Here is a 25,336-nt window from a genome sequence, read left to right as displayed (position 1 = left end):
TTCCTTTCATCGTTCACAGGAGTCCCACCATGTCCCGTTCCCCTCTGCAGTTGGTTGCGGTATCACTGCTCTGCCTGTTTGCTTCGGCTGCGCATGCGCAAGCCACCCTCACCATCAGCGGCCGTGTCCTGCCCGGTACCTGCACGCTGGCAGCGCCCGCGATCACGTTGGATCCGGTGAAGGCTGACGAGATGACGCCGGGTGCTGCCAACAGAGTGAAGGCTGGCGCATTGAACTTCACCGGCTGTGTGGGCGTAAGCCGCGCACGCCTGTCGTTTGATGGCACGGCCGCTGATGGCGATCCCGAACGCTGGAAGAATACCGCCGCCACCACGCCAGCGACCGGCGTGACGGTCGCACTGTTGGCTGGCGCAACCGGTAACACCTATCTGAAGAAGGGCGACGCTGACATTCCCGTAGCGGTCTCAGGTGCCACGGCGTCCTATCCGTTGCGCGCGGGATATTTCATCCCCAACACCAGTGGCATCAACGCCGGCAATATCTCCACGGAGATCGTGGTGACCGCTGCCTATGACTGACCGCTGATCCGGCGCCGTAGAGCCGAGCCGATGCTTGGCTTGATCTTCGATCGGCCCCCGTGACCTGACTTGCTGCCTACAGCAAGTCGAGCGCGGGTTCGGCCACAGCATGCAGAATGCAGAACGGCGCCGGAGGTCATCCGGCGTCGTGTCTGTTTCTACATCACCACTTGTAGGCGATGCTCAGGTTCGCCGTCGCTTCACGGTAACCACTGTCACCGCGCATCACCCCGAACCCGCCCCAGGCACTGAAGCCGGAACGGAATTCCACGCGCGCACCCGCGCTCAGTTCATAGCGGTTGCGCGGGATGCCGGCCTTCAGCAACTCGTCGTCGAAGGCGATGCCGTTACCAGCACCATCGCGGTACCAGTTGGCCGCCAGATACGGGCTGACCGAGGCACCGGCCGCACTGCGGCCTTCACCCTGCAGGCGCAGGCCTGCACGGCCGGACAAACCACTGTCGCCCAGGGCGCGCACCACGGTGCCATTGGTTTCGGTGTGTACATCGGTGCTGGCGTCGGTGTAGACCAGCTGCACCTCCGGCTGCAGGCTCAGCGCCGTGCTACCGATCTGACCGATGTTGAAGCGATAGCCGGCTTCCAGCGACGACTGCCAGATATCCGAGTCGTAGCGTTCCTCGGTCAGGCCTTCGCCCTGTACGCGGTTGCGGAACTGGCCGCGCTGCACGCTGGTATCCACATACAGCGCCTCGGTCCTCCAGTTGCCGTACACACCCAGCGCCCCCCCTTCCACCCTTCCGCGTGCGCTGAAGCCGGTCAGCTGCGAACGCGAGGTGGCGCTACTGCGTGCAGCGGTGCCCATCACACCCACGCGGCCACGACCGTTGTCGAACACGCCGATGTCTGCCCCCAACTGCAGGCGCGAACGGTCCACGCGCAGGTCCAGCTGGTCATCCACGGCCGCCAGCTTGCTCTGGTTGGCATCCACGCGCGTCCAGCCGCGCACCCCTTCGGTGGCGGGATTACCGCTCTGGCGGTCGCGCCAGGTATGGCGCAGAAGCTGGTCCAGTGCGAACTGGTTGGCCAGGTAAGCACCGGCCTCCGGGCGCAGCACTGGCACCGGGGTGATTGGATCAATCGGATCAACCGGGTCGATTGGTGTAACGGGGGTGCAGTCCGGCAGGGTCGGGTCGATCTTGCACGGGTCCGGTGCCGTGGCTAGTTCAGAACGCAGGTACCAGTTGCCGTTGGCATCCTTCACGAGGAAGTACTCGTACTGACCGCCCACCGCGCGGCCGACCAGATCGAACTGGGCATTGGACGCACCACCGATATCTATCAGCTCGATGCCGCGGTCGGTCTTGGCACCGGCACCGCCGGCGTTGAGCACGCGCACATTGGCCTGGCCGTTGGCGTCGCCATTGATCACCAGTGTGTCGGTCAGCGAGGTGTCATCGCCCAGCTGTGTGTTGAACAGCAGGGTGCCGCCGTTGCCGGTGAACGCATCCAGGCTGAGGGTATTGAAGCTGCTGCCATCGCCCAGCGCCACGGTCCCGCCCACGCCAAGGGTGAGATGGCCGACCGTGCTGTCGCCGGTCATCAGCCAGGTGCTGTCGCTGTCGATGCTGGCCGTGGTGACGTTGGCGAAACGGCCATCGATCTGCGCCTTGTTGCGCAGTACCACGTCCAGGCTGCCGGTAACGCGCTCGGCGTCGAAGGTGATGTCGCCCGCAAGGCGTGCGTCATCCACCGTGAAGTGAACTTCGGCTTCGGATGTGGCAACACCATCGGGACGTACAAGCAGCAGGTGGCCATCGCCGCCGGACAGCTGCGAGCCATTGGCGACGGTGATGTCGTAGCGCACCAGCCTGCGCGGCGCCACCCAGATGGCGGCACCGTTGTCCGAGGCCACCTGGGCATTGTCCACGCGCAGGGTAATCGGCTGGCCGAGCAGAGAGCTGTAAGTACCACCCAGCAGCAGTACGCCGGAGTTCGCTCCCTCCACGCGAGTGCGGTTCTGCAGGATGGCAGTGCCCTGCTGCAGCCGCACGGCGTGGCCGTTGCTGAGCTTTGCCGCGCCCGGTGATGCTTCAGCGCGCACGAAGGAAGAGTCGACGATGACGGTGCTGTTGGCATCGGATGCGCTTGGCGACTTCTCAAGGGAAATACCCATGCTGAAACGCGAGCTGGCGCCCCCCGAGTGCAACGTACTGCCGGTGATACGCGCCGTAGAAAGGTCCGCCACCACGACCTGTCCGTCATGCAGGGTGCTGCCGGTCATGTCCAGTGTGGACCTGCCGCGCAGCACCACGCCGGCGGTTGCGCCGCTGGCCAGCGCTTCGACGCGACCGTTGCGCAGCGTTACCAGTGAATCGGTGCTGCTGATCGTCTCCGTACGACCCTTTTCGACAGTCAGGCTGGAGCCATTGATCAGGGTCCAGGCTTCAACTGCGGTGGCCTCGCGCACGGTCGCGGATTGGCCATCCAGGTTGCGTGCCAGCACGGATGTTGCAGGAAGGGTCGCCAGGGCCAACAGCAGGCACTGGGTGAGGGGGCGCATGGGTAGGCACTGGGGACGTGCAGAATGACGGCGCATGGATCACTCCTGATCGGACGAATGTGTCTGGTTTGGACAGCCGCGTCATCGGCCGTCCCCCATCTCATCCGGGTGGCTTGATCTGTCGGCGATGCTATGCCAAAGACGACCAGGCATGTCCACTTCGACTCAAATTGTTCCGGCTCAGGTGTCGCGGTCCCATGCAACTTGTTGCAAAGTGTCGCGATCGGCTTCCTGCGTTGCTTGAGGGTTCAGCGTGCGCCGGCGCCATCGCCGGCCGGCAGATCCAACTGCTGCGTGGGCTGCAGCGACTGGATGAAGCCCTCATCGTGGGAGATGACGACCAGGGTGCCCGGGTAGGCGTGCAGGACCTGCAGCAGATGGGCACGAAGGCTCATGTCCAGGTTGTTGGTGGGTTCGTCCAGTATCAGCAGGGTGGGCGGGTGGGCCGCCATCAGGGCCATCGCCAGGCGTGCGCGTTCGCCCCCTGACAGCTGGCCGATGGTCGTCTGCGCCGGAGCCTCACCACGGAACAGGAAGTCGGCCAGATGCAGGCGGCATTCGGAGGGGGTCCATTGGGGTTGGCATGCGGCCATCGCCTGCACCGGCGTCAGCGCGCTCGGCAGTGCATCGTAGTGCTGGTCGATCAGCGCGACCTGCTCCGCCGCTGGCAGCAGCCAGTCGCCCTCACGCTGGACATCGGTGGCACCCTGCAATGCGCGGGCGAAGGTGGATTTGCCGCTGCCATTGTCGCCGGTCACCAGCAGGCAGTCGCCCACCTCCAGGCGTACCTGCAGCTGCTGCACGACCAGGGGCGCGTGGTAGCCGCATGCGCCGTCGGTGACCTGCACCACCACGCCCTCCCGGCGCCAGCCCGCGGGAAGCTGGAAGCGCGGCGCGATGACCTCGTCGCGCTGCAGCTGCCGGCGGCGCTCGGCGATGTCTTCCTGCACGTCTCGGATCTGCTGGCGTTTCTGTCCCGCCGTGGTGTTACCGCGCTCCAGCTTGGTGGCCGAGCGCACCGTGCCCCATTTGCGCTGCTCCACCTTCACCGCGCCACGCTTGCGTGAGGAGGCGGCGCGTTCCTGTTCGCGCATGAGAGCGTCGTGGGCCTGCGACTGCGCGCGGTCGAGGTCGCGCACGGTACGATCCAGCGCGTCGCGTCGGCGCTGCAGCTCCAGCTGGTGGTCGTGGTAGCGGCCCTGGAAGACCTCGATACGCTGGTTGTGGATATGCCACAGCGTGCCGCACAGCGCCTCGATCAGGGCGGTGTCGTGTGAGGCAATCACCAAGGTGCCGTGGTACTGGCGTAGCCGGGCCAGCAACGAGCGCCGTGCGCTGCGGTCCAGGTGGTTGCTGGGTTCGTCCAGCAGCAGAACATCCGGAGCTGCATCCAGCGCACGCGCCAGAGCATGGCGCATCTGTTCGCCGCCGCTGCGCGCCGATCCGTCCAGCACGTGCTGCGGCACGTAGGCAACGGATGCCCCGTCGCGCCAGTGGATCTGTCCTGCGCTGGGCGCTGTCTGTCCGGCCAGCATCCGCAGCAGGCTGCTCTTGCCGGTACCGTTGTTGCCGATCAGCGCGACACGCGTGCCTGCGGGCAGTCGCAGGTCCACGCCGCTGAAAAGCGCGCGGCCGTTGAAGTGAAGCTCGATGTCTTGCAGTTGCAGCATGGTGCGTAATCTCCAGCAGGCAGGCTGTTGACGGCCTGATCATCCACCGCAGGGTGCTGTTGCAGGATGCCTTACTTCAAGAGCCTGCGCGGCGGCTATTGCAGTGGCCGTCTACGCGCGGGCAGCCTGTCGTTCCTGGGCGGGGCAGTCACGACAGAAGAAGTTCACCCTGCCCTGTGGAGTCGAGCCTACGCCTGGCTCCACACGGAACCTCACGCCGGCGGCAGCACCTTGCCGGGGTTGAGGATGCCATCCGGGTCCAATGCGGCTTTGATCGCGCGCATCGTCATCAGCGTTTCCGCACTGAACGCTTTGGCCATGAAATCGCGCTTGGCCAGGCCGATGCCGTGTTCGCCCGACAGCGTGCCACCCAGCGCCAGCGTCAGCTCGAAGATCTTCGGCAGCGCGGCATGCGCGCGTGCGTTTTCGTCGGCATCGTCCGGGTGGTACAGGATGTTGACGTGCAGGTTGCCGTTGCCGGCATGGCCGAAGGTGACGATGGTCAACGTGTACTCGCGTGCCAGTGCCTGTACCCCGGCGACCAGATCCGGGATGCGCGACACCGGCACCACCACGTCTTCGTTGATCTTGCCCGGCGCCACGCTGCGCAGCGCGGGCGACAGCGCCTTGCGCGCGGCCCACAGCTGATCGCGCGCGCGACCTTCCATCGCTACATCCAGTTCGATCATGCCGTCGCCTTCGGCGGCGTTGGCCAGTGCCTGCAGCAGATAGGGCAGGGTGTCGTGGTCGCCATCGGCTTCGACCAGCAGCATCGCGCCAGCGTCGGGTACGTCGGCACCGTTGAGGCGCAACAGCTCCAGGCTGCGTGCGTCCATGAATTCCAAGCGTGTGGGAACGACTGGCTGCGACATCAGCCGCGACACGGCAGCGGCGGCCGCATCGGCATCGCGGTACAGCACGCGCAGGCCAGCCTGGCTGACCGGCAGCGGGGTCAGCTTCAACGTGGCTTCCACGATCAGTGCCAGCGTGCCTTCGCTGCCCACCAGCAGATGGGTGAGGTCGTAGCCGGTGGCATCCTTGGTGTAGGCACCGCCGCAACGGATCACCTCACCGGTACCTGTCACTGCTACCAGGCCCAGCACGTTGTCGCGGCTGGTGCCGTACTTCACCGCGCGCGGACCACCGGCATTGCAGGCCAGGTTGCCGCCGATGCTGCAGATCTCCGCGCTGGAAGGATCCGGTGCCCAGAACAGCCCGTGCGGTGCCAGTGCCTGCTGCAGCGTTCCGTTGAGCACGCCCGGCTGCACCACGGCGCAGCGGTCACCGGCGCGGATCTCGACGATGCGGTCCATGCGGGTGAACGACAGCACGATGCTGCCCGGCAACGGCACGGCCGCGCCGGTGGTGCCGGTGCCGGCGCCACGTGCGACCAGCGCCACGCCATGCGCACGACATGCGCGCACCAGTGCCTGCACCTGTTCGATGCTGGCGGGCAGCGCGACGGCGGCAGGGCGTTGATGGCGCCAGGAATTGTCCTGTGCGTTGGCCTCCAGTGCGCTGTCATCCATGCGCCAGCCCTCCGCGCCCAGCAGGGCAGACAGTTCGGCAACCAGGGCAGCAGGCAGGGCAGGACTCATGACGGATCTCGTGGGGTAACAGGAGCGGGTTGGATCAGTTTCCAGGCGACGACGGCGGTAGCCAACGGCAGCCACACCCAGCGCAGTTCAGAGAGCAGGGTGGCCACGCCGCGCGCGCTGAAGAACTGTGGGGCGAAGGGTGAAACGCGGATCGGTCGCCACGGGGCGAAGAAGCGGTGTTCGCTCCAAGGCCAGGTGAGGGCGACGCCGAGGCCGCCGGAGGTCATCGCATCCAGCAGTGGGTGGCTGGCAGCACAGACGAAGACGAACACCGCAGCTTGTAGGGTCGATGTTACCGTTGGCCCTGCCTTGGTAGGTGCCAACCTTGGTTGGCACGAAACCGCCGACCAAGGTCGGCGACTACCGGGGCTGTGTGGTGCCGACCACGGTCGGCGACTACCAAAGAACGCCAACGCCGCAGCCAATGCTGCCAGCACGCCGGCAAACAGCAGCGAATGACTGGCGCCGCGATGGCCGAACGCATCGGCGTAGGGAATGTGCAGCGCGAAGGCCAGCACATCGGCATCCGGCAGCATCGCTGCAATCACGCCGGCGGCCAGCAGGCGCGGCGGGATGCGGCCGCGATCAGCGGCGCACCACAGCGCAAGCGGCACGGCGGCATGAGTGATGATCGAAGGCATCAGTCACGCACCGTGGTCGTGCCGGCCAGGCTGCGCTCTGGTAGGTGCCAACCTTGGTTGGCACAGAAGCGCTGACCAAGGTCGGCTTCTACCAAGGCGGACGGTACACATCAGCAGTCATCCAGCCGGAACGCATCACGCAGCCACCGCAGCTGCGGCGGCTCGCCCGTGGCGTCAACCACATCAAAACGGCAGGGCGCATTGGCCAGCGCGGGGTTGTCCTGCAGGTACAGCTGCGCGGCGTGCGCCAGGCGCCGGCATTTGCGCGCATCCACCGAGGCGGCGCCGCCACCGAAATCGGAGCGCGCGCGATAGCGTACTTCCACGAACACCACGGTGCCGGCATCGTCCATCACCAGGTCCAGTTCACCGCCGCGATAGCGCACGTTGCGCGCGCGCGGCTGCAGTCCGGCCTGCTGCAGATGCTGCTCGGCGGCGGCTTCCACCGCCGAGCCCCGTTGGCTGCGCTCAGCGACCACCGACGATCGGCATCGGCCGGCCGCCATTGAAGGTGGACCATGCCGGCTGGCGCAGGATGTTGCCGTTGCTGTCCAGGAACAGGGTGCCGGTGGCGCCGTCCAGGCCGCCTTCGTTGGACAGCTTGTCCAGGTAGGCGGTGATCTTCCAGGCATCGGCGCCGAAGGCGAACAGGCGGCCGGCGGCGCCGCGGGCGCTCGGCAGCGCGCTGGCCACCTGGCTGGCCGAGGGCAGGCCGGACACGCTGCGCACGTTCCAGGCCTCGTTCGGGTAGACGATGCCGTCCAGCGCCACATCTTCTTCCACCTTGCCGCTGCCTACGGTCAGCTGCGAGGTGCCGACGCGGGTCGCGCCACCGGCACCGGCCAGCGCCAGCTGCGGCGCCAGCAGTCGGGCCTGCGGGGCACGCACGGCGAGGAACACGGCATCGACCTGGCCGGCATTGCGCACCTGCGCGCCGATATCGCCAACCGCGTCGCTGACGCTGACGGTGGCCACCACCTGGCCGCCACGCTGGGCAAAGCGCTGGGCGAAGGCCGCGGCGGCACGGCGGCCGGTGTCGTCGGCGCTGTTGATCACCAGCGCCTTGCCGCGCTCGCGGCCACGCAGGTATTCGGCGGCGACGATACCGTCGTCTTCCGGTGCCAGCGAGAAGCCGGCGCTGCCGGCCGGCGGTGCGTCCTTGCCGCGGTTCAGCGCCAGCACCGGCACCTGCAGCTGCTGGCGGCCGTACACGGCGTCCACTTCGTCGCGGCCCAGCGGTCCGACCACGAAGTCGGCACCGGAGGCGACGGCCTTGTCGTAGGCGGCGAGGGCACCAGCCGGGGTGCCGGCGGTGTCGAAGAAGTTGATGTCCGGGCGGCGGCGGCTTTCACCGTAGTAGGCGCTCAGCAGGCCATCGCGCACCGGCTGCGCGGCGGTGGCCAGGCGGCCGCTGAGCGGCAGCAGCACCGCCAGCTTGGCCGGCGGACGGTAGCCGTCGCTCATCGCCGGCGGGCGCTTGCTGGTGTCGAACTGTGCGGCGCCATCGCGGTCGAACGGGCGCGGCAGCGGCAGGCCACGCGCGATCAGCGCCCGGCCGGCGAAGTTGTATAGCGGGTCGTTGGCCGGCAGTGCGGCAGCCCGGTTGCGCAGGGTGGCATCGTCGAGGGTGCCCAGCAGGCCGGCGATGGCCGCCTGGTTCTCGTTGCGCGCGCTGCCGGTCAGGCTGGCATGGGCGCGGGCACGTTCAGTGGCGGCGCCGAACGCATCGCCGGTGCCCTGCAGCGCGTTGGCACGGGCCACGTACCAGCGTGTGCGCAGCGCGGGGAAGACGTTGTCGCCCTGTTCCTTCAGCAGAGCCAGGGCCTGCGCCGGCTGCTTGTCGGCCAGGGCCAGCTCGGCAGCGGTCAGCTGGTAGCGCTGCAGGCTGGCGCCGGACAGCTGGCGTGCGGTGAGCTGGCCCAGCAGGCTGCGCGCGCGGGCGCTGTCACCGGCGAGGTGCCAGGCCCAGGCGGCATCGGCCAGGGTGTTGCTGCGGGCACCACCTTTCAGGGTTGCTGCCAGCGCTTCCAGTTGCAGGGCGGCGTCGCGCGGTTTGCCTTGTTCGATCAGCGCCAGCGCCTGGCTCTGGGCCGGCGATTCGGGCGCGCTGGTCAGGCTGGTGGTGGCGCAGCCGGCCAGCAGCATCAACGACAGCGACAGGGCGGAGATCCGTGCGGCGGGCTTGTTCATGATCGGGTCCATGCGATGAGGGCAGCGGCCTTGGCCGGGTACACGCTACGATTCTACCCTTGCCCCGTGAGTACCGCTGAAATGAGTGTCCCAACCCTGTATGTCGTCGCCACGCCGATCGGCAACCTGGCCGATCTGAGCCCGCGCGCGCAGGAGGTATTGCGTTCGGTGGCGGCCATCTGCGCCGAGGACACCCGCCGCAGTGGCCAGCTGCTGTCCCATTTCGGCATCCAGCAGCCGCTGGTGGCGCTGCACGAGCACAACGAAGAGGGCCTGGCCCAGCGTCTGGTGGCGCGCCTGCAGGCAGGCGAGTCGCTGGCGCTGGTCAGCGATGCCGGCACCCCGCTGGTCAGCGATCCGGGCTTCCGCCTGGTGCGTGCTGCGCGCGCGGCCGGCATCAAGGTCAGCCCGATTCCCGGCGCCTGCGCCGCCATTGCCGCGCTGAGCGTGGCCGGCCTGCCCAGCGACCGCTTCACCTTCGAGGGCTTCCTGCCGGCCAAGGCCAGCGGCCGCCGCGATCGCCTGCAGGGGCTGGCCGGCGAAGTGCGCACGATGGTGTTCTACGAATCCTCGCACCGCATCACCGAGTCGTTGGCCGACATAGTGGCGATCTTTGGCGGCGAGCGCCCGGCCGTGCTGGCGCGCGAGCTGACAAAGCTGTTCGAGACCGTGCTGGATGGCGACCTGGCGGGGCTGCTGGCGCAGGTGGAAGCCGATGACAACCAGCGCAAGGGCGAGTTCGTGGTGATGGTGCAGGGCGCCGGCGACGATGCCGAGGCGCAGCTGGCACATGGCCGGCACGTCTACGCCAAGCTGAGCGAGCACCTGCCGCCGTCGACCGCGGCCAAGCTGGCAGCCGAATTGACCGGCGCACCGCGCAAGGCGTTGTACGGCAGCTGATGGATCGTGCGGACCAAGGTCCGCACCCACCAGAGCAGCGGAACCGGTAGATCTACGCCCCGCGTGGATGGATGAACCGCACGCCGCGATCAGCACGGCAGGAAGGGCGTGCGTAGGCTAGAATGTGCGCTGGCGGAGCCGGCCAGACAGTCGCGTCATCCCTTCGGGGGTGCCGAGGAAAGTCCGGGCTCCATAGGGCAAGGTGCCAGGTAACGCCTGGGCGGCGCAAGCCGACGGAAAGTGCAACAGAAAGATACCGCCTACGTCTTCTTCGGAAGGCCGGTAAGGGTGAAATGGTGCGGTAAGAGCGCACCGCGAGTCTGGCAACAGACCGGCACGGCAAACCCCACCTGGAGCAAGACCAAATAGGGATCCTTTGGCGCGGCCCGCGTTGGATCCGGGTAGGTTGCTTGAGCGTTGCGGTGACGTAACGCCTAGAGGAATGACTGTCCACGACAGAACCCGGCTTATCGGCCGGCTCCGCCTCTTTCTTACGGTAAGCCGAGCATGGCTCGGCTCTACTGTAGAGCCGAGCCATGCTCGGCTGCTCTCCGTTCAGATGCTCGGCATGTTGTTCAACCCGGCGTACGGTACTGCCCGGCCGAAATGAACTGCGAGAAACGTTCGCACCACACCACCACGGTGGTGTAGTCGTCCACGTTGACGTCATCGGGCACATCGACCAGGAAGCGGTTGAAGGTCTTCACCTCGCCGATGCGCCGGGCCTGTGCCTTGATCTTCAGGAAGTCGGCCTTGTTGTCGACGAAATCGCGGACCAGGTAGACCTTGTAGTCCGGTCCCGGTCCCATCTTGCCGTCGAAGGCCACCTGGCGCGCGCTGACGCTGACCTTGCCTTCGGCCCAGTGCACCGCGTCGCTGCCCTTGAGGTCACGGCGGAACGTGGTGTGATGAGTGGCGTCGTTCATGGCGGCCTGCACCTGCGCCGCCGGCGGATCATCAGGGGCGATCAGGATCGGCAGGAAGTACACGCCCAGGCCGAAGCCGAGGCCGAGAGTGAGCAGGTGGGTGGCGACAAGTACGAGAACACGGCGCATCGATGACTCCCTGTGGATCGGTGAGGCGCGCGGCAGGACCGCGCCAGATCATCGTGTGGCGTGCGTGCAGACATTTATAGACACAGAAAACAGGTACAGGGTCAGAAATCGACCTGGCTCTGGCCCAGGGCGACGCCCTGCGGGCCAAAGCGGCGCTCGTGGATCTCGCCGTGGCCGTCGGCGTCGATCAGCAGCACGGTGCTGGCGCGGGTGCCGTAGTCGTCGCCGCGGATGAAGGCCGGGCTCAGCCAGCGCTCGCGCTCCAGGCCGATGCCGGTGTCGGGCAGGTCGCTGTCGGCAGGGCGATGTTCGTCGGCCAGGGCGGCCCAGAGTGGGGTCAGGTCCTCATTGCCGGCCTGCAACCACGCCGACAGCGCATCCATCAGCCGACGGGTCTTCGGCCACGGCGCGTCCAGCGCACCGTTGGACATGCCATGCACGCCCGGGCCCAGGCTCTGCCGCTCGGCAGGGTGGTTGCCAAGGAACTCCAGGCTGTGGCCGTCGGCCAGCAACAGGTTGAACGGTGCGTAGGCGCCGGCCACCGTTGCCAGTCGGTCGATATGCACGGCGGCCGGGTCGCGGCCGCGCAGGAAGTCGGCCACCAGTGCGCCCCGGGAAGGACCGGTCTGGGCGGCCAGCGGATCGCGGACATTGGTGACCACCGCCATCCGGCCCGAGGCGCCCACGCCGGCCCAGCCGCCGCCGGAGCGCAGGTCGCGGCCCCCGATGACGGAGGTCTCATCTTGCCAGGGGGCCAGCGCCGCCGTCGGGCGGGCGTGGAACTCATCACGGTTGCCGGTCATCACCAGCCGCCAGCGCGGGTGGTGCATCCAGCCAAGAGCGAGCAGGCACATGGCCTCATTGTGCACGGTTTGCGCAGTCTGGCGCCGCTTCCGGCCCGTGTTGGATGAATGCGCGGCCGATGTTTCACGCGCTGTCCACAGCCCTGAACTTCCGTTCAATCTCAAAAATTGAGACGGATCAGCAACTTGTGGATAAGCCTTGAACAATTCTCTAAAGGTTGTTGCAAGCCATTGATGTGGCTGGCGATTTCCCCGCTGAAAAGTTGTTGACAACCCTTCGGCCGCTGCTAAGGTGGGCATCAGAGGGAAATCCGGGTGTTTTGTGGGTTTTCGTGGTTCAATGTTTCACCGGGCGAAGGATAGGTGCACGCGTCGTGTTCCAGGGCGAGACGGCCATCACAGTTGACGATAAAGGGCGCATGGCGGTTCCCACCGCTTACCGCGACCTCGTCGCGCGCGCCAGCAACAACCGTCTCGTGCTGACCTACAACCCGTTCGAAGCCGGCTGCCTGTGGCTGTATGCAGAGTCGGAATGGGAGCGGGTCCGCGACGACGTCATGTCCAAGCCCAACACCCAGCGCGTCGTGCGCCTGTTGCAGCAGAAGCTGGTCGGCTCGGCCGCCCATCTGGAGCTGGACGGCAACGGTCGCATCAGCATCCCCGCCAGCCACCGCGGTGCGGTGGGCATTGAGAAGAAGGCGGTATTGCTCGGTATGGGCGACAAGTTCGAATTGTGGAGCGAGCAGGCGCATCGGGCCCTGATCCAGCAGACGTTGTCTGACGAGGATCTGGGTGATGGGTTGCTCGACCTGAAGTTGTGAGCCGGGGTGCCCGGATGCGCCCAGAAGCGCAGACCGGTCACCTTCCGGTGTCGCAGTCGCCGGCGGTGCACCTGCCGGTCCTGTACACCCAGGTCCTTGAAGGCCTGAGGGTGATCGAAAACGGACGTTATCTGGATGGCACGTTCGGTCGTGGCGGTCATGCACGTGGCGTGCTCACCCAGCTCGGTCCCGAGGGGCGCCTGCTGGTCATGGACAAGGATCCGGAAGCCATCGCCGTAGCCGAGCGCGATTTTGCGCCGGACCCGCGCGTGTCCATCTTCCGTGGCAGCTTCGCCCAGCTGCTGCAGTGGGATGCGACGGCCGAAGGCCTGGACGGCGTGCTGTTCGACCTGGGCGTGTCGTCGCCGCAGCTGGACGTGGCCGAACGTGGCTTCAGCTTCGGCAAGGATGGCCCGCTGGACATGCGCATGGATCCGGACAGCGGTGAAAGCGCCGCGCAGTGGATCAACCGCGTGGAAGACCGCGAAATTGCCGACGTGCTGTGGACCTACGGCGAAGAGCGCCAGAGCCGCCGCATCGCCCGTGCCATCGTGGCCCGCCGTGAGAAGCAGCCCTTCTCCCGCACCGCCGAACTGGCCGAGCTGATCGCCTCGGTGATGCCGCGTGGGAAAGACAAGATCCACCCGGCCACACGCAGCTTCCAGGCCATCCGCATCCACATCAACCGCGAGCTGGCCGATCTCGAAGCCGGGCTCGATGCGGCCGTGGAACGGCTCAAGCCCGGTGGCCGGCTGGCGGTGATCAGCTTCCATTCGCTGGAAGACCGCATCGTCAAGCAGTACATGAACCGCCTGGCCAAGGCGCCGCCGGCCAACCGCCGCCTGCCCGAGGCGGTGGCGTTCGTGCCGACACTGGACCTGATCGGTGGCGCCATCAAGGCTACCGACGAGGAACTGGCCGCCAACCCGCGTGCGCGCAGCGCCGTGCTGCGCGTGGCGCAGAAGCGGGAGGCCGACGCATGAGCCGGTTGCTGCTGATCATCCTGTTGGCCTCGACCGTGGCCTCGGCGATCGGCGTCGTGTTCGTGCGTCACCGTCACCGGCAGACGTTCATCGAGCTGTCGCGCGCCGAACGCAAGCGCGATGACATCAACCTCGAATTCGGCCGCCTGCAGCTGGAGCAGGCCACGCTGGCCGAAGCCAACCGGGTGGATCGCATCGCCCGCGAAAAGCTCGGCATGAAGTTCCCCGAAGCCGGGGACATCGTGGTGGTGCGGCCATGAGCAAGACCGGCCGCAACCGCCCGCGCAACGCCTTCAACCTGCGCCAGCGCCTGCGCTGGGTTGCCCTGGCGCTTGGCCTGTGCTCGGTGTCGCTGGTGGGCCGTGCGGCCTACGTGCAGATCATCAACAGCGATTTCTACCAGCGCCAGGGCGAGGCCCGCTACCTGCGCGAGCTGCCGATCAAGACCTCGCGCGGCATGATCACCGACCGCAACGGCGAGCCGCTGGCGGTGTCCACGCCGGTCGCCTCGATCTGGGTCAACCCGCAGGACCTGCTGCGTTCGCCCGAGCGCATCCCGGAGCTGGCCCAGGCGGTCGGCATGTCGGTGGACGAGCTGAGCAGCCGCCTGTCGCAGAAGTCGGACAAGGAATTCATGTACCTGCGTCGCCGGATCAATCCGGACGAGGCAGAGAAGGTGGTCGCGCTGAAGATTCCGGGCGTGGCCGCGCAGCGCGAGTTCCGCCGCTTCTACCCGCAGGGTGAGGCGATGGCGCACGTGCTGGGCTTCACCAACATCGACGACCGCGGCCAGGAAGGCCTGGAGCTGGCGTTCGACGAATGGCTGCGCGGCAAGGCCGGCGCCAAGCGGGTGATCCGCAACCGCAAGGGCGAGACCGTCGAAAGCGATCTGCTGCGCGCCGCCGAACCGGGCAAGGACCTGACCCTCAGCATCGACCGCCGCATCCAGTACCTGGCGTTCAAGGAACTGCGCAACGCGCTGGTGGCCAACAAGGCGGCTGGCGGTTCAATGGTGATCATGGATGTGACCACCGGCGAGATCCTGGCCATGGTCAACCTGCCGACCTACAACCCGAATTCGCTGACCGGCGCGTTGCCCGACGCGCGCCGCAACCGTGCAGTGACCGACCTGGTCGAGCCGGGTTCGACGATGAAGCCGTTGACCATCGCTACCGCGCTGCAGGCCGGTGCGGTGACCAAGGACACCGTCATCGACACCAATCCGGGCTACATGCAGGTGGCCCGCTTCACCATCCGCGACGTGCCGCGCAACAACGGCGTGTTGAACGTGACCGGTGTGATCACCCGCAGTTCCAACATCGGCGCGGCCAAGGTTGCGGCGAAGATGCCGGACCAGGTGTTCTATGACGGCGTGCGCCGCTTCGGCTACGGCTCGGTGCCGCACAGCGGCTTCCCGGGTGAATCCGGTGGCGTGGTGCGGCGCCCGGCCAACTGGGACGGTGCCACCAAGACCACGATGTCCTACGGCTACGGCCTGAACGTGACGCCGCTGCAGATCGCGACCGCTTATTCGGCACTGGCCAATGGTGGCAAGCTGATCGCGCCGACCTTCGTCAAAGGCCAGCGCAACGAAGCGCATCAGATCATCGATGAGAGCGTCGCCAGGCAGGTGGTGGCGATGATGGAAACGGTGGTCACCCAGGGCGGCGCCAAGCAGGCGGCGGTGCTGGGCTACCGCGTGGCCGGCAAGACCGGTACCGCGCGCAAGACCGGTCCGGGGGGGTACGAGCGGGGTCATTACAACGCGCTGTTCGCCGGCGTGGTGCCGGCCACCAATCCGCGCTTCGCCACTGTCATCGTCATCAACGACCCGCAGGCTGGCAAGTTCTACGGCGGCCTGGTGTCGGCGCCGGTCTACCACAACGTGATGGAAGGCACCCTGCGCCTGATGGACGTCCCATTGGACGACCTGCAGTCGTGGCTGGCTGCACAGCAGTCCGGCAAGGTCGGTCATTCGGCCTCGATCCTGCCTGCGCCGCCGGCCGAAGCCGCGCTGCCGGTGGATGCCGCTGCTGAATTCGATGCTGCGCTGCCCAGCGCGCATGCCCAGACGCCGCCCGCTACGGGAGGCACGCAATGAGTCCTTCGATGTTGCTTTCGCAGTTGCTTCCGGACGTGGCCCTGGCGGGCCATGATCCCGTTCTGACCGGCCTGGTGCTGGACAGCCGCGCCGTGCGCCCCGGCAATGCCTTCGTCGCCATCGCCGGGTTCGGCGCGCATGGCCTGGGCTTTGTCGAGCAGGCCCGCGCGGCGGGCGCTGTCGCCATCCTGTTCGAACCGCCCGCGCCTGCCGAACTACCGGCCCCGGCCGATGCGATCGCCGTGCCGGGCCTGCGCGCGCGCATGGGCGCGATGGCCGACCAGTTCCATGGCGCACCGTCGCGGGCGATGGCGATGGTGGGCGTGACCGGCACCAACGGCAAGACCTCCACCGTGCAGCTGCTGGCCCAGGCCTGGCATCTGCTCGGAACGCCCAGTGGCAGTATCGGCACGCTGGGCGCCGGACTTTATGGTTCGGTTGAACCGACCGGCTTCACCACGCCGCTGGTGCTGCAGATGCATGCGTTGCTGGCGCAGCTGCGCGACGCCGGTGCGCGCGCGGTGGCGATGGAAGTCAGCTCGCACGCGCTGGACCAGGGTCGCGTGGATGCCGTGCACTACGACGTGGCGGTGTTCACCAACCTCACCCGCGACCATCTGGACTACCACGGCGACATGGCCAGCTACGGCGCGGCCAAGGCGCGGCTGTTCCATCGCCCGGGCCTGAAGGCGGCGGTGATCAATCTTGACGATGCGTTCGGTCGCCAGCTGTTCGCCGGCCTGCCGGCGGGCGTGCAGCCGATCGGTCTGAGCTCGCGCGGTGCCACCGATGCCAGCGTGCGCGCCGAAGCGCTGCAGCTGGACGGCCGCGGCATTGCCTTCGAACTGGTCATCGACGGCCAGCGCGCGGCGGTACAGTCGCCGCTGCTGGGCCGCTTCAACGTGGACAACCTGCTGGCGGTGGCCGGCACCCTGCACGCGCAGGGCCAGCCGCTGCCGCGCATCGCCGAAGTACTGTCGGCACTGCAGCCGATCCGTGGCCGCATGAACCGCCTGGGTGGCGAAGACGGTCTGCCGACGGTGGTGGTCGATTACGCACACACCCCGGACGCGCTGGAACAGGCGCTGGACAGCCTGCATGGCCATCTGCACGGCGCGCTGTTCTGCGTGTTCGGTTGCGGTGGCGAGCGCGATACCGGCAAGCGCCCGCAGATGGCGGCCATTGCCGAGCGCCTGGCCAACCAGGTCATCGTCACCGACGACAACCCGCGTGGCGAAGATGGCGACGTGATCGTGGCCGACATCCTGGCCGGCTTCACCGATGCCTCCGCCGTGACCGTGCAGCGCAGCCGCGCGCGTGCGATCGGCCTGGCGGTGAAGCGTGCCGGTGCCGGCGACATCATCCTGATCGCCGGCAAGGGCCACGAGCCGTACCAGGAAGTGAATGGCGTGCGCCATGACTTCGACGACACCGAAGTGGCCGCCGCTGCACTGGCGGCCAAGGCCGGTGTGCTCAGCGCGCAGGCCGGGGAGGGCGCCGCATGAAGCGCACCCTGCTTTCGCTGATCGCCCACTGGGCCGGCGGCGAGATCCACGGCGACGACGTGGCCATCGATGCGGTCAGCAATGACACCCGCAGCCTCGGCCCGGGCAGCCTGTATGTAGCGCTGCGCGGCGAGCGTTTCGACGGCCATGACTTCGCGACTGACGCGCAGGCGCGCGGTGCCAGTGCGCTGCTGGTCGAGCGCCTGCTGCCGATCGAACTGCCGCAGGTGCTGGTGGCCGACAGCGAACTGGCACTGGCGAAGATCGCCACCGGCATGCAGCGCGACCGTGGCACCGAGGTGTTCGCGATCACCGGCAGCAACGGCAAGACCAGCGTGAAGAGCCTGCTGCTGTCGATCCTGCAGCAGGTGGCCCGGCACGCCCACAAGGTGGTCTACGCCAACCCGGGCAACCGCAACAACGAGATAGGCCTGCCGCTGGCGGTGATCGATGCGCCGGAAGATGCCGACTACGCCGTCTATGAGATGGGCGCGGGCAAGCCGGGCGACATCGCCTACCTGACCGACATCGCCCGCCCGCGCTATGCGCTGGTCAACAACATCGCCCCGGCGCACCTGGAACGCATGGGCAGCCTGCTCGGCGTGGCGGTGACCAAGGGCGCGATCTATGCCGTGCTGCCGGCCGATGGCGTGGCCGTGATCAATGTGGACGATGCCTACGGCCGCTGGTTCGAACAGCACTTCGTCGGCACCCCGCCACGCTGCCGCGTACTGCGCTACGGCCTGGAGCACACTGCGGACATCACCGCGCGCGACATCCGCGCCGGCGCGCAGGGCAGCCAGTTCACCCTGGTCGCACCGAGCGGCGAAGCCCGCGTGGTGCTGGGCCTGCCGGGTCGCCACAACGTCAGCAACGCGCTGGCCGCTGCCAGCCTGGCGCTGGCGGCTGGTGTCGATCTGGCACTGATTGCGGCCGGCCTGGCCGAAGCGCAGCCGGTACCGGGCCGCCAGATTGCCCATCAGCTGCGCAATGGCGCGGTGCTGGTGGACGACAGCTACAACGCCAACCCGGGTTCGCTGGCTGCGGCCATCGACGCCCTGGCCGCCGCGCCGGAAGAGGGCTGGCTGGTGCTGGGCGACATGCGCGAATTGGGCCCGGACGGCGAGGCACTGCATGCGCAGGCCGGTATCCGTGCACGCGCCGCCGGACTGAAGCGGCTTTATGCGCTGGGTCCGCTCAGTGCCGCCGCTGCGTCCGCCTTCGGTGAAGGTGGACGCCATTTCGCTACCCATGGTGCGCTGTCACAGGCGCTGCAGGACGAGTTGCACGCTGGTGTGCGCTGCCTGGTCAAGGGTTCCCGTGGCAGTGCCATGGACCTGATCGTCAAAGCGCTGCTGGCGCAAGGAGAGGAATCCCCGCATGTTGTATGAACTGGCTCGATGGTTGCAGCAGTTGGAGAGCCTGTTCGGGCTGTTCAACTACCAGACGTTCCGCGCCATCCTTGCCGCGTTGACGGCCCTGTTCCTGTCGCTGTGGCTCGGCCCGGCGATGATCCGCAAGCTCGCCCAGTTCAAGGGCGGCCAGCCGATCCGCAAGGACGGTCCGCAGACCCATTTCTCCAAGGCCGGTACGCCGACCATGGGCGGTTCGCTGATCCTGCTCACCATCACCCTGTCGGTGCTGATGTGGGCCGACCTGCGCAACCGCTACGTGTGGCTGGTGCTGGCGGTGATGCTGTGCTTCGGTGCCATCGGCTGGTATGACGACTGGATCAAGATCGTCCGCCGCGACCCGAACGGCCTGAAGTCGCGCTGGAAGTATCTGCTGCAGTCGATCTTCGGCCTGGCCGCGGGCCTGTTCCTGTTCTACACGGCCGACGTGCCGGCAGCGCTGACCTTCTACATCCCGATGTTCAAGTCGATCGCGCTGCCGCTGGCGGGCATCGGCTTCGTCGCCATCGCCTACTTCTGGATCGTCGGCTTCTCCAACGCGGTGAACCTGACCGACGGCCTGGATGGCCTGGCGATCATGCCGACCGTGCTGGTGGCCTGTGCGCTGGGCGTGTTCGCCTATGCCTCGGGCAACGTGGTATTCGCCAACTACCTGCAGATTCCGCAGATTCCGGGCGCCGGCGAGCTGGTCATCATCTGCGCGGCCATCGCCGGCGCCGGCCTCGGCTTCCTGTGGTTCAACACCTATCCGGCCATGGTGTTCATGGGCGACATCGGCGCGCTGGCGCTGGGCGCGGTGCTGGGCACGATCGCGGTGATCACCCGCCAGGAACTGGTGCTGGTGATCATGGGCGGCGTGTTCGTCATCGAAACGCTGTCGGTGATGATCCAGGTCGCTTCGTTCAAGCTGACCGGCAAGCGCGTGTTCCGCATGGCGCCGATCCACCACCATTTCGAACTGAAGGGCTGGCCGGAGCCGCGCGTCATCGTGCGCTTCTGGATCATCTCCGTCGTGCTCGTGCTGATCGGCCTGGCCACGTTGAAGGTGCGCTGAGATGAACGACCTGTCCCGCCAGGCAACACGCCTTGAAGCCATCGAAGGCAGCTACGACAAGTGGCTGCTGGGCGCGATCATCGCGCTCACCGGTGTGGGCGTGGTGATGGTGGCGTCCAGCTCGATCGCCTTGATGAGCAGCCCGTTCTACTACCTCAACCGCCACCTGATCTTCCTGGCGGTGGGTATCGTGCTGGCGGTCATCGCCGCCCGCACCGAGCTGAAGTCCATCGAGCAGTACAACCAGATGCTGCTGCTGGGCTGCTTCGTGCTGCTGCTGGCGGTGTTCGCACCGGGCCTGGGCAGCACGGTCAACGGCGCACGCCGCTGGATCAACCTGGGCATCTCCAAGTTCCAGACGGTCGAAGCGGTGAAAGTGCTCTACATCGTCTGGCTGTCGAGCTACCTGGTGCGTTTCCGCGACGAGGTCAATGCGACCTGGCCGGCAATGCTCAAGCCGCTGGGCGTGGCCGGTGCCCTGGTGGTGCTGTTGCTGCTGCAGCCGGACTTCGGTTCGTCGACCCTGCTGCTGGCGATCACCGCCGGCATGCTGGTGCTGGGCGGGGTGAACATGCCGCGCATGTCGATGCCGGTGATCATCGGCCTGGTCGGCATGAGCGCGCTGGCGATCATCGAGCCATACCGCATGCGCCGCATCACTTCCTTCCTGGACCCGTGGGCCGACCAGCAGGGTGACGGCTACCAGCTGTCGAACGCGCTGATGGCCGTGGGCCGTGGTGAATGGACCGGCGTTGGCCTGGGCAACTCGGTGCAGAAGCTGTACTACCTGCCCGAAGCGCATACCGACTTCATCTTCTCGGTTACCGCCGAGGAATTCGGCTTCCTGGGCACCTGCGTGATCGTGGCGCTGTACGCGCTGCTGGTTGGCCGGACCTTCTGGCTGGGCATGCGCTGCGTGGAAATGAAGCGGCACTTCTCCGGCTACATCGCCTTCGGCATCGGCCTGTGGATCAGCATGCAGACCTTCGTCTCGATCGGCGTGAACCTGGGAATCCTGCCGACCAAGGGCCTGACCCTGCCGCTGATCTCCTCCGGCGGTTCGTCGGTGCTGATGACCTGCGTGGCGATGGGCCTCCTGCTGCGCGTGTCCTATGAACTCAAGCGCGCCGAGCGCCGCCAGGCCGTGCGCATCGGTGGCGCCGAAGACGTTGCTGCCGAGCCGAGCGACGAGCCGGCCGCGCCGGTGGCCGCCAGCGTACCGATGAGCGCCGAGCCGGTCGCATCCGCGTCCGCTGCCCCGAATGCTGCACGCGGCACCAGCCGCCTGCAGTCGCGCATCGAACCGACCTTCGGGAGGCTGTCATGAACACGGCCACCCACACTGCACGTCCAGTGATGATCCTGGCCGGTGGCACCGGCGGGCACATCTTCCCCGGCCTGGCCGTGGCCCGCGTGCTGCGCGAGCGCGGCGTGCCGGTCACCTGGATGGGTGCCGACGGTGCGATGGAAACCCGCCTCGTGCCGCAGCACGACATTCCGATCGACACGCTGGCAATCACCGGCCTGCGCGGCAAGGGCAAGCTGGCCCTGCTCGGCGCGCCGTGGCGGTTGATGCGCGCGCTGCGCGCCGCCGGCATGATCATCCGCAAGCGCCAGCCGCGTGCGGTGGTCGCCTTCGGTGGTTTCGCGTCCGGCCCGGGTGGCATGGCTACGCGCCTGCACGGCCTGCCGCTGCTGGTGCACGAACAGAATCGCGCTCCCGGCATGACCAACCGCATCCTGTCGCGCTACGCGCGCCGGCTGCTGACCGGTTTCCCGGGTACCTTCGCCAAGGGCGAGGAGTTTGTTGGCAACCCGGTACGTGCGGAGATCGCCGCCATCGCACCGCCGGAACAGCGCTTCGCCGACCGCCAGGGTCCGCTGCGCGTGCTGGTGGTCGGTGGCAGCCAGGGCGCGCGTGCGCTCAACACCGGCGTGCCGCAGGCGATCGCCGCGCTCGGTGCCGGGGTTCCGGTGCAGGTGCGCCACCAGAGTGGCGAGAAGATGCACGCCGAAGCGGTCGAGGCCTATGCCAAGGCCGGCGTGCAGGCTGAAATCACGCCGTTCATCGCCGACATGGCCGAAGCCTTTGCCTGGGCCGACCTGGTGGTGTGCCGCGCAGGCGCTTCGACGCTGGCCGAGCTTTGCGCGGTCGGTGTCGGCAGCGTGCTGGTGCCATTCCCCGCCGCCGTCGACGATCACCAGACCCGCAATGCGGAGTACCTGGTCGAGCGCGGCGCGGCGGTTTTGCTGAAGCAGGACGGAACGCTGGCCGACGGCATTGCCGCACTGCTGCGCGATCTGTCCGAAAATCCCGCCCGCCGCATGCAGATGGCGCAAGCCGCGCGTGCCCTGGCCAAGGTCGATGCCGCCGAGCGCATCGCCGATATCATTCTTGAGGAAGCTGTATGAAGAAGGCATGCCACCGCGCCTGCCCTGCGCGAGGCCGCGCATGATCCGTCGCCTGCACGACACCAACGACCTGGTGCGCGCGTTCCCGCGCGTGCATTTCGTCGGCATCGGCGGCACCGGCATGAGCGGCATCGCCGAAGTGATGCTGACGCTGGGCTATGAAGTATCCGGCTCGGACAACGCCGACAATGCGGCCACCCGCCGCCTGGCCGGCCTGGGGGCGCGCATCATGCGCGGCCACTCCGCGGCCAACGTGCTGGGCACCGACTGCGTGGTGGTCTCCAGTGCCATCCGCGAAGACAACCCGGAACTGATGGAAGCGCGCAGCCAGCGCATTCCGATCATGCCGCGTGCGGCGATGCTGGCCGAGCTGATGCGCTTCCGCCGCGGCATTGCGGTGGCCGGCACGCACGGCAAGACCACCACCACCAGCCTGACCGCGGCGGTGCTGAGCGAAGGTGGTCTGGACCCGACCTTCGTGATCGGTGGCCAGCTGCTGGCTGCCGGTGCCAACGCCAAGCTGGGTGGCGGGCAGTGGCTGGTGGCCGAGGCCGACGAAAGCGATGGCAGCTTCCTGCGCCTGAACCCGCTGATGTCGATCATCACGAACATCGATGCCGACCACCTGGAAAACTACGGCAACGACTTTGCCCGCGTGCAGGCGGCCTTCGCCGAGTTCCTGCAGCGCCTGCCGTTCTACGGCCTGGCCGTGCTGTGCATCGACGACCCGGAAGTGGCCGCGCTGGCCGCCAAGACCCCGCGCCACGTGATGAGCTACGGCATGAGCCCGCAGGCCGACGTGCGCGCCGAGAACGTGGTGCAGGAAGGGTCGCGCATGCGCTTCACCCTGCGCCTGCCGCAGGGCACCAGCCAGGAAGTGGTGCTGGCCCTGCCGGGCAGGCACAACGTGCTCAACGCGCTGGCCGCCGCTGCGGTGGGCTGGCAGCTGGGCGTGGCACCGGATGCGATCGCACGTGCGCTGGAAAGCTTCGCCGGTGTCGGCCGTCGCTTCAACGATCTGGGTGAAGTGACCACCGCCAGCGGTGCCAAAGTGCGCATCATCGATGACTATGGTCACCATCCGAGCGAGCTGGAAGCGGTGTTCGCCGCCGCGCGTGGTGGCTGGGCCGACAAGCGCCTGGTGGTGGCCTTCCAGCCGCACCGTTACAGCCGTACCCGCGACCAGTTCGACAAGTTCGCCGCGGTGCTGTCCAGCGTCGACGCGCTGGTGCTGAGCGAGGTCTACCCAGCCGGCGAGGAACCCATTGCCGGTGCAGATTCGCATGCGCTGGCCCGCGCCATCCGCGCGCGCGGCCGCAGCGAGCCGGTGGTGGTGGGCAAGGCTGCCGAACTGGCCAGCGTGCTGCCGGACGTGCTGCAGGACGGTGACCTGCTGCTGATGATGGGGGCGGGCGACATCGGCGCCGTAGCCACCCACATCGCGGTGGAAGGCTTCAAGGGGGAGGACCAGGCGTGAGCGCGCTGACCTTCCCGCCGCTGCGCGTGACCGACCCGGCTGTGTTCGGTCGCGTCGCCGTGCTGCTCGGCGGCAGCTCCAGCGAACGCGAGGTGTCGCTGGATTCCGGCCGCAACGTGCTCGAAGCCCTGCAGTCGCGTGGCGTCGATGCGTTCGCCGTGGACGGCATCCCGGCGCTGGCCAAGGCGCTGGTTGCCGGTGGCATCGATCGCGTGTTCAACATCCTGCACGGCCACAACGGTGGCGGTGAGGACGGCATCGTGCAGGGCCTGATGGACGCCTTCGGCGTGCCGTACACCGGCTCGAACGTGCTGGGTTCGGCGCTGAGCATGGACAAGATCCGCACCAAGCAGGTGTGGCTGTCGCTGGGCCTGCCGACCCCGCAGTACCGGAAGGTCACTGCCGAAGACGTGCATGCCAACGCCGCTGCGCTCGGTCTTCCGGTGGTGGTGAAGCCGGCCAACGAAGGTTCCAGCGTAGGCATCAGCCGGGTGACCGACGACGCCGGCCTGGATGAGGCGGTGGCGCTGGCCGCGCGCTACGACGGCCAGCTGCTGATGGAACAGATGGTGGTCGGCGACGAACTGACCGTGGCCATCCTTGGTGACGTCGCACTGCCGTCGATCCGCATCGTGCCCAAGGGCCAGTGGTACGACTACAACGCCAAGTATATCGCCGAGGACACCCAGTACCTGTGCCCGGGCCTGGACGGTGCCGCCGAGGACGAGATCCGCCGCATCGCGCTGGCCGCGTTCCGTGCCGCCGGTTGCCGTGGCTGGGGCCGCGTGGATGTCATGCGTGATCGCGACAGCGGCCATTTCTTCCTGCTGGAAGTGAACACTGCGCCGGGCATGACCAGCCACTCGCTGGTGCCCAAGGCGGCCCGCCAGGCCGGCATCGGTTTCGAGGAGCTGGTGTGGCGCGTGCTGGAACAGACCCTGGAGGCCTCGCACGCATGAACGCGGTGCTGCGCATCTTCGTCTGGCTGTTGGCGCTGTCGGTGGTTGCACTGCCGGTGGTAGCCGTAGTCAATGGCTGGGTTGGCGCCGAGCGCTGGCCGCTGGCGAAGCTGCGCGTGCATGGTGAGTTCAAGCGGGTGCCGGCCGAGCAGCTGCAGCAGGTGCTGCTGCCGTACGCGCACGCGGGCTTCTTCGCGGTCAAGCTGCAGGACGCGCAGGATGCACTGGAACAGCTGCCCTGGGTGGAAAGCGCGCAGGTGCGCAAGCAGTGGCCGGACGTGCTGGAAGTGACCCTGGTGGAGCACAAGCCGTTCGCGCGCTGGGGCAACGACCGCCTGGTCTCCGAGCAGGGCAAGCTGTTCCCCACGCCGAAGAAGCTGGCCGATCTGGCGCTGCCCGAACTGGATGGTCCGGACAGCCAGACCGAAGAAGTGATGAAGCTGTACAGCGACTCGCGTGCATTGTTCGCACCGGCCGGCGTCGACGTGCGCCGGGTGACGATGGATGCGCGTGGCAGCTGGTCGCTGGTGCTGAGCAACGGCACTGAAGTGGTGGTCGGTCGCGACGATGCACGCTCGCGCATGCAGCGTTTCGTCAAGGTGCTGCCGCAGTTGAACCGTCAGGACGCGCCGATCGAGCGCGCCGACCTCCGTTACACCAATGGTTTCACGCTGAGCTGGGGTACCCCGGCCACG

Annotated in this window: 21 protein-coding genes, 1 other RNA gene and 1 pseudogene; 15 read left to right on the top strand and 8 right to left on the bottom strand. The window is 67.5% G+C overall.

Features of this window, described 5'->3' with window-relative positions:
• The first annotated feature begins 29 nt into the window (after positions 1-29).
• The gene (locus N5J73_RS09235) at positions 30-539 is read left to right on the top strand and encodes a fimbrial protein (protein ID WP_053091901.1); all 510 of its coding nucleotides are present in this window, start codon (positions 30-32) and stop codon (positions 537-539) included.
• Positions 540-702: 163 nt separating this feature from the next.
• Here the strand turns inward: N5J73_RS09235 and N5J73_RS09230 are convergent, their stop codons facing one another.
• From N5J73_RS09230 to N5J73_RS09205, 6 genes are all read right to left on the bottom strand, one after another.
• Positions 703-3,060 (bottom strand): autotransporter outer membrane beta-barrel domain-containing protein, encoded by a 2,358-nt coding sequence (locus N5J73_RS09230; RefSeq protein WP_239508892.1) that lies wholly within the window; start codon positions 3,058-3,060, stop codon positions 703-705.
• Between the two features lie 248 nt (positions 3,061-3,308).
• Entirely contained in the window at positions 3,309-4,730 is a 1,422-nt protein-coding gene (locus N5J73_RS09225) for an ATP-binding cassette domain-containing protein (protein WP_049448895.1), read from the bottom strand.
• A 212-nt stretch (positions 4,731-4,942) separates the two neighbouring features.
• Positions 4,943-6,328, bottom strand: a complete 1,386-nt coding sequence (locus N5J73_RS09220) for an FAD-linked oxidase C-terminal domain-containing protein (protein ID WP_049448897.1) — start codon at positions 6,326-6,328, stop codon at positions 4,943-4,945.
• Positions 6,325-6,969 carry a metal-dependent hydrolase gene (locus N5J73_RS09215; RefSeq protein WP_049448899.1) on the bottom strand — a complete coding sequence of 215 codons (645 nt, stop codon included), beginning with the start codon at positions 6,967-6,969 and terminating at the stop codon, positions 6,325-6,327. The genes N5J73_RS09220 and N5J73_RS09215 overlap by 4 nt, the downstream gene beginning before the upstream one ends.
• Positions 6,970-7,079: 110 nt before the next feature.
• Complete coding sequence (locus tag N5J73_RS09210; protein ID WP_170272468.1) at positions 7,080-7,448, bottom strand: YraN family protein; 369 nt, start codon at positions 7,446-7,448, stop codon at positions 7,080-7,082.
• Positions 7,438-9,159: a penicillin-binding protein activator gene (locus tag N5J73_RS09205; protein WP_049448904.1), complete on the bottom strand. Its 1,722-nt coding sequence runs from the start codon at positions 9,157-9,159 to the stop codon at positions 7,438-7,440. The genes N5J73_RS09210 and N5J73_RS09205 overlap by 11 nt, the downstream gene beginning before the upstream one ends.
• 81 nt (positions 9,160-9,240) lie before the next feature.
• On the opposite strand from N5J73_RS09205, the gene rsmI reads away from it, so the two are divergent.
• Together rsmI and rnpB are read left to right on the top strand one after the other, a co-directional pair.
• Positions 9,241-10,059, top strand: a complete 819-nt coding sequence (gene rsmI, locus N5J73_RS09200) for a 16S rRNA (cytidine(1402)-2'-O)-methyltransferase (RefSeq protein WP_164078666.1) — start codon at positions 9,241-9,243, stop codon at positions 10,057-10,059.
• Positions 10,060-10,193: 134 nt separating this feature from the next.
• Positions 10,194-10,545: RNase P RNA component class A (gene rnpB / locus N5J73_RS09195), an RNA gene on the top strand.
• 89 nt (positions 10,546-10,634) lie between these two features.
• Here rnpB and N5J73_RS09190 read toward each other — a convergent pair.
• Both N5J73_RS09190 and N5J73_RS09185 read right to left on the bottom strand, forming a co-directional pair.
• Complete coding sequence (locus N5J73_RS09190) at positions 10,635-11,114, bottom strand: DM13 domain-containing protein (RefSeq protein ID WP_049448907.1); 480 nt, start codon at positions 11,112-11,114, stop codon at positions 10,635-10,637.
• A 101-nt stretch (positions 11,115-11,215) separates the two neighbouring features.
• The gene (locus N5J73_RS09185; RefSeq protein ID WP_049448909.1) at positions 11,216-11,968 is read right to left on the bottom strand and encodes an NRDE family protein; all 753 of its coding nucleotides are present in this window, start codon (positions 11,966-11,968) and stop codon (positions 11,216-11,218) included.
• Positions 11,969-12,291: 323 nt separating this feature from the next.
• Between N5J73_RS09185 and mraZ the strand changes: the two genes are divergently transcribed.
• The 12 genes and pseudogenes from mraZ to N5J73_RS09125 form a co-directional block, all read left to right on the top strand.
• Complete coding sequence (gene mraZ / locus N5J73_RS09180; RefSeq protein WP_004143635.1) at positions 12,292-12,738, top strand: division/cell wall cluster transcriptional repressor MraZ; 447 nt, start codon at positions 12,292-12,294, stop codon at positions 12,736-12,738.
• A 14-nt stretch (positions 12,739-12,752) separates the two neighbouring features.
• A complete protein-coding gene (gene rsmH / locus N5J73_RS09175; protein WP_049448910.1) occupies positions 12,753-13,721 on the top strand; it encodes a 16S rRNA (cytosine(1402)-N(4))-methyltransferase RsmH in 969 nt (322 codons plus the stop codon).
• Positions 13,718-13,981, top strand: a complete 264-nt coding sequence (gene ftsL / locus N5J73_RS09170; RefSeq protein WP_005408074.1) for a cell division protein FtsL — start codon at positions 13,718-13,720, stop codon at positions 13,979-13,981. The genes rsmH and ftsL overlap by 4 nt, the downstream gene beginning before the upstream one ends.
• Entirely contained in the window at positions 13,978-15,822 is a 1,845-nt protein-coding gene (locus N5J73_RS09165) for a penicillin-binding protein 2 (RefSeq protein WP_088480325.1), read from the top strand. Before ftsL ends, N5J73_RS09165 begins: the two co-directional genes overlap by 4 nt.
• Positions 15,819-17,327, top strand: a complete 1,509-nt coding sequence (locus N5J73_RS09160) for a UDP-N-acetylmuramoyl-L-alanyl-D-glutamate--2,6-diaminopimelate ligase (protein WP_049448914.1) — start codon at positions 15,819-15,821, stop codon at positions 17,325-17,327. Before N5J73_RS09165 ends, N5J73_RS09160 begins: the two co-directional genes overlap by 4 nt.
• Positions 17,324-18,718 carry a UDP-N-acetylmuramoyl-tripeptide--D-alanyl-D-alanine ligase gene (gene murF / locus N5J73_RS09155; RefSeq protein WP_049448916.1) on the top strand — a complete coding sequence of 465 codons (1,395 nt, stop codon included), beginning with the start codon at positions 17,324-17,326 and terminating at the stop codon, positions 18,716-18,718. The genes N5J73_RS09160 and murF overlap by 4 nt, the downstream gene beginning before the upstream one ends.
• Positions 18,708-19,793, top strand: a complete 1,086-nt coding sequence (gene mraY / locus N5J73_RS09150) for a phospho-N-acetylmuramoyl-pentapeptide-transferase (RefSeq protein WP_010481929.1) — start codon at positions 18,708-18,710, stop codon at positions 19,791-19,793. Before murF ends, mraY begins: the two co-directional genes overlap by 11 nt.
• 1 nt (position 19,794) lies before the next feature.
• Positions 19,795-21,120: a putative lipid II flippase FtsW gene (gene ftsW, locus N5J73_RS09145; RefSeq protein ID WP_049448918.1), complete on the top strand. Its 1,326-nt coding sequence runs from the start codon at positions 19,795-19,797 to the stop codon at positions 21,118-21,120.
• Positions 21,117-22,205, top strand: coding sequence for an undecaprenyldiphospho-muramoylpentapeptide beta-N-acetylglucosaminyltransferase (murG, locus tag N5J73_RS09140; RefSeq protein ID WP_049448919.1), 1,089 nt, complete (start codon positions 21,117-21,119; stop codon positions 22,203-22,205). The genes ftsW and murG overlap by 4 nt, the downstream gene beginning before the upstream one ends.
• A 40-nt stretch (positions 22,206-22,245) precedes the next feature.
• Positions 22,246-23,682 (top strand): UDP-N-acetylmuramate--L-alanine ligase, encoded by a 1,437-nt coding sequence (murC, locus tag N5J73_RS09135; RefSeq protein ID WP_049448921.1) that lies wholly within the window; start codon positions 22,246-22,248, stop codon positions 23,680-23,682.
• Positions 23,679-24,641: a D-alanine--D-alanine ligase gene (locus N5J73_RS09130; protein ID WP_049448923.1), complete on the top strand. Its 963-nt coding sequence runs from the start codon at positions 23,679-23,681 to the stop codon at positions 24,639-24,641. Before murC ends, N5J73_RS09130 begins: the two co-directional genes overlap by 4 nt.
• Positions 24,638-25,312 (top strand): annotated as a pseudogene (locus tag N5J73_RS09125) (cell division protein FtsQ/DivIB); the annotation flags it as partial. The gene N5J73_RS09130 and the pseudogene N5J73_RS09125, both read left to right, overlap by 4 nt.
• Positions 25,313-25,336 lie beyond the last annotated feature (24 nt).

This window comes from Stenotrophomonas sp. GD03654, assembly GCF_029845105.1.
Classification (GTDB): domain Bacteria; phylum Pseudomonadota; class Gammaproteobacteria; order Xanthomonadales; family Xanthomonadaceae; genus Stenotrophomonas; species Stenotrophomonas africana.
Note: the sequence above shows the minus strand (reverse complement) of the source record. Positions and strands in the feature narration are given on the sequence as shown.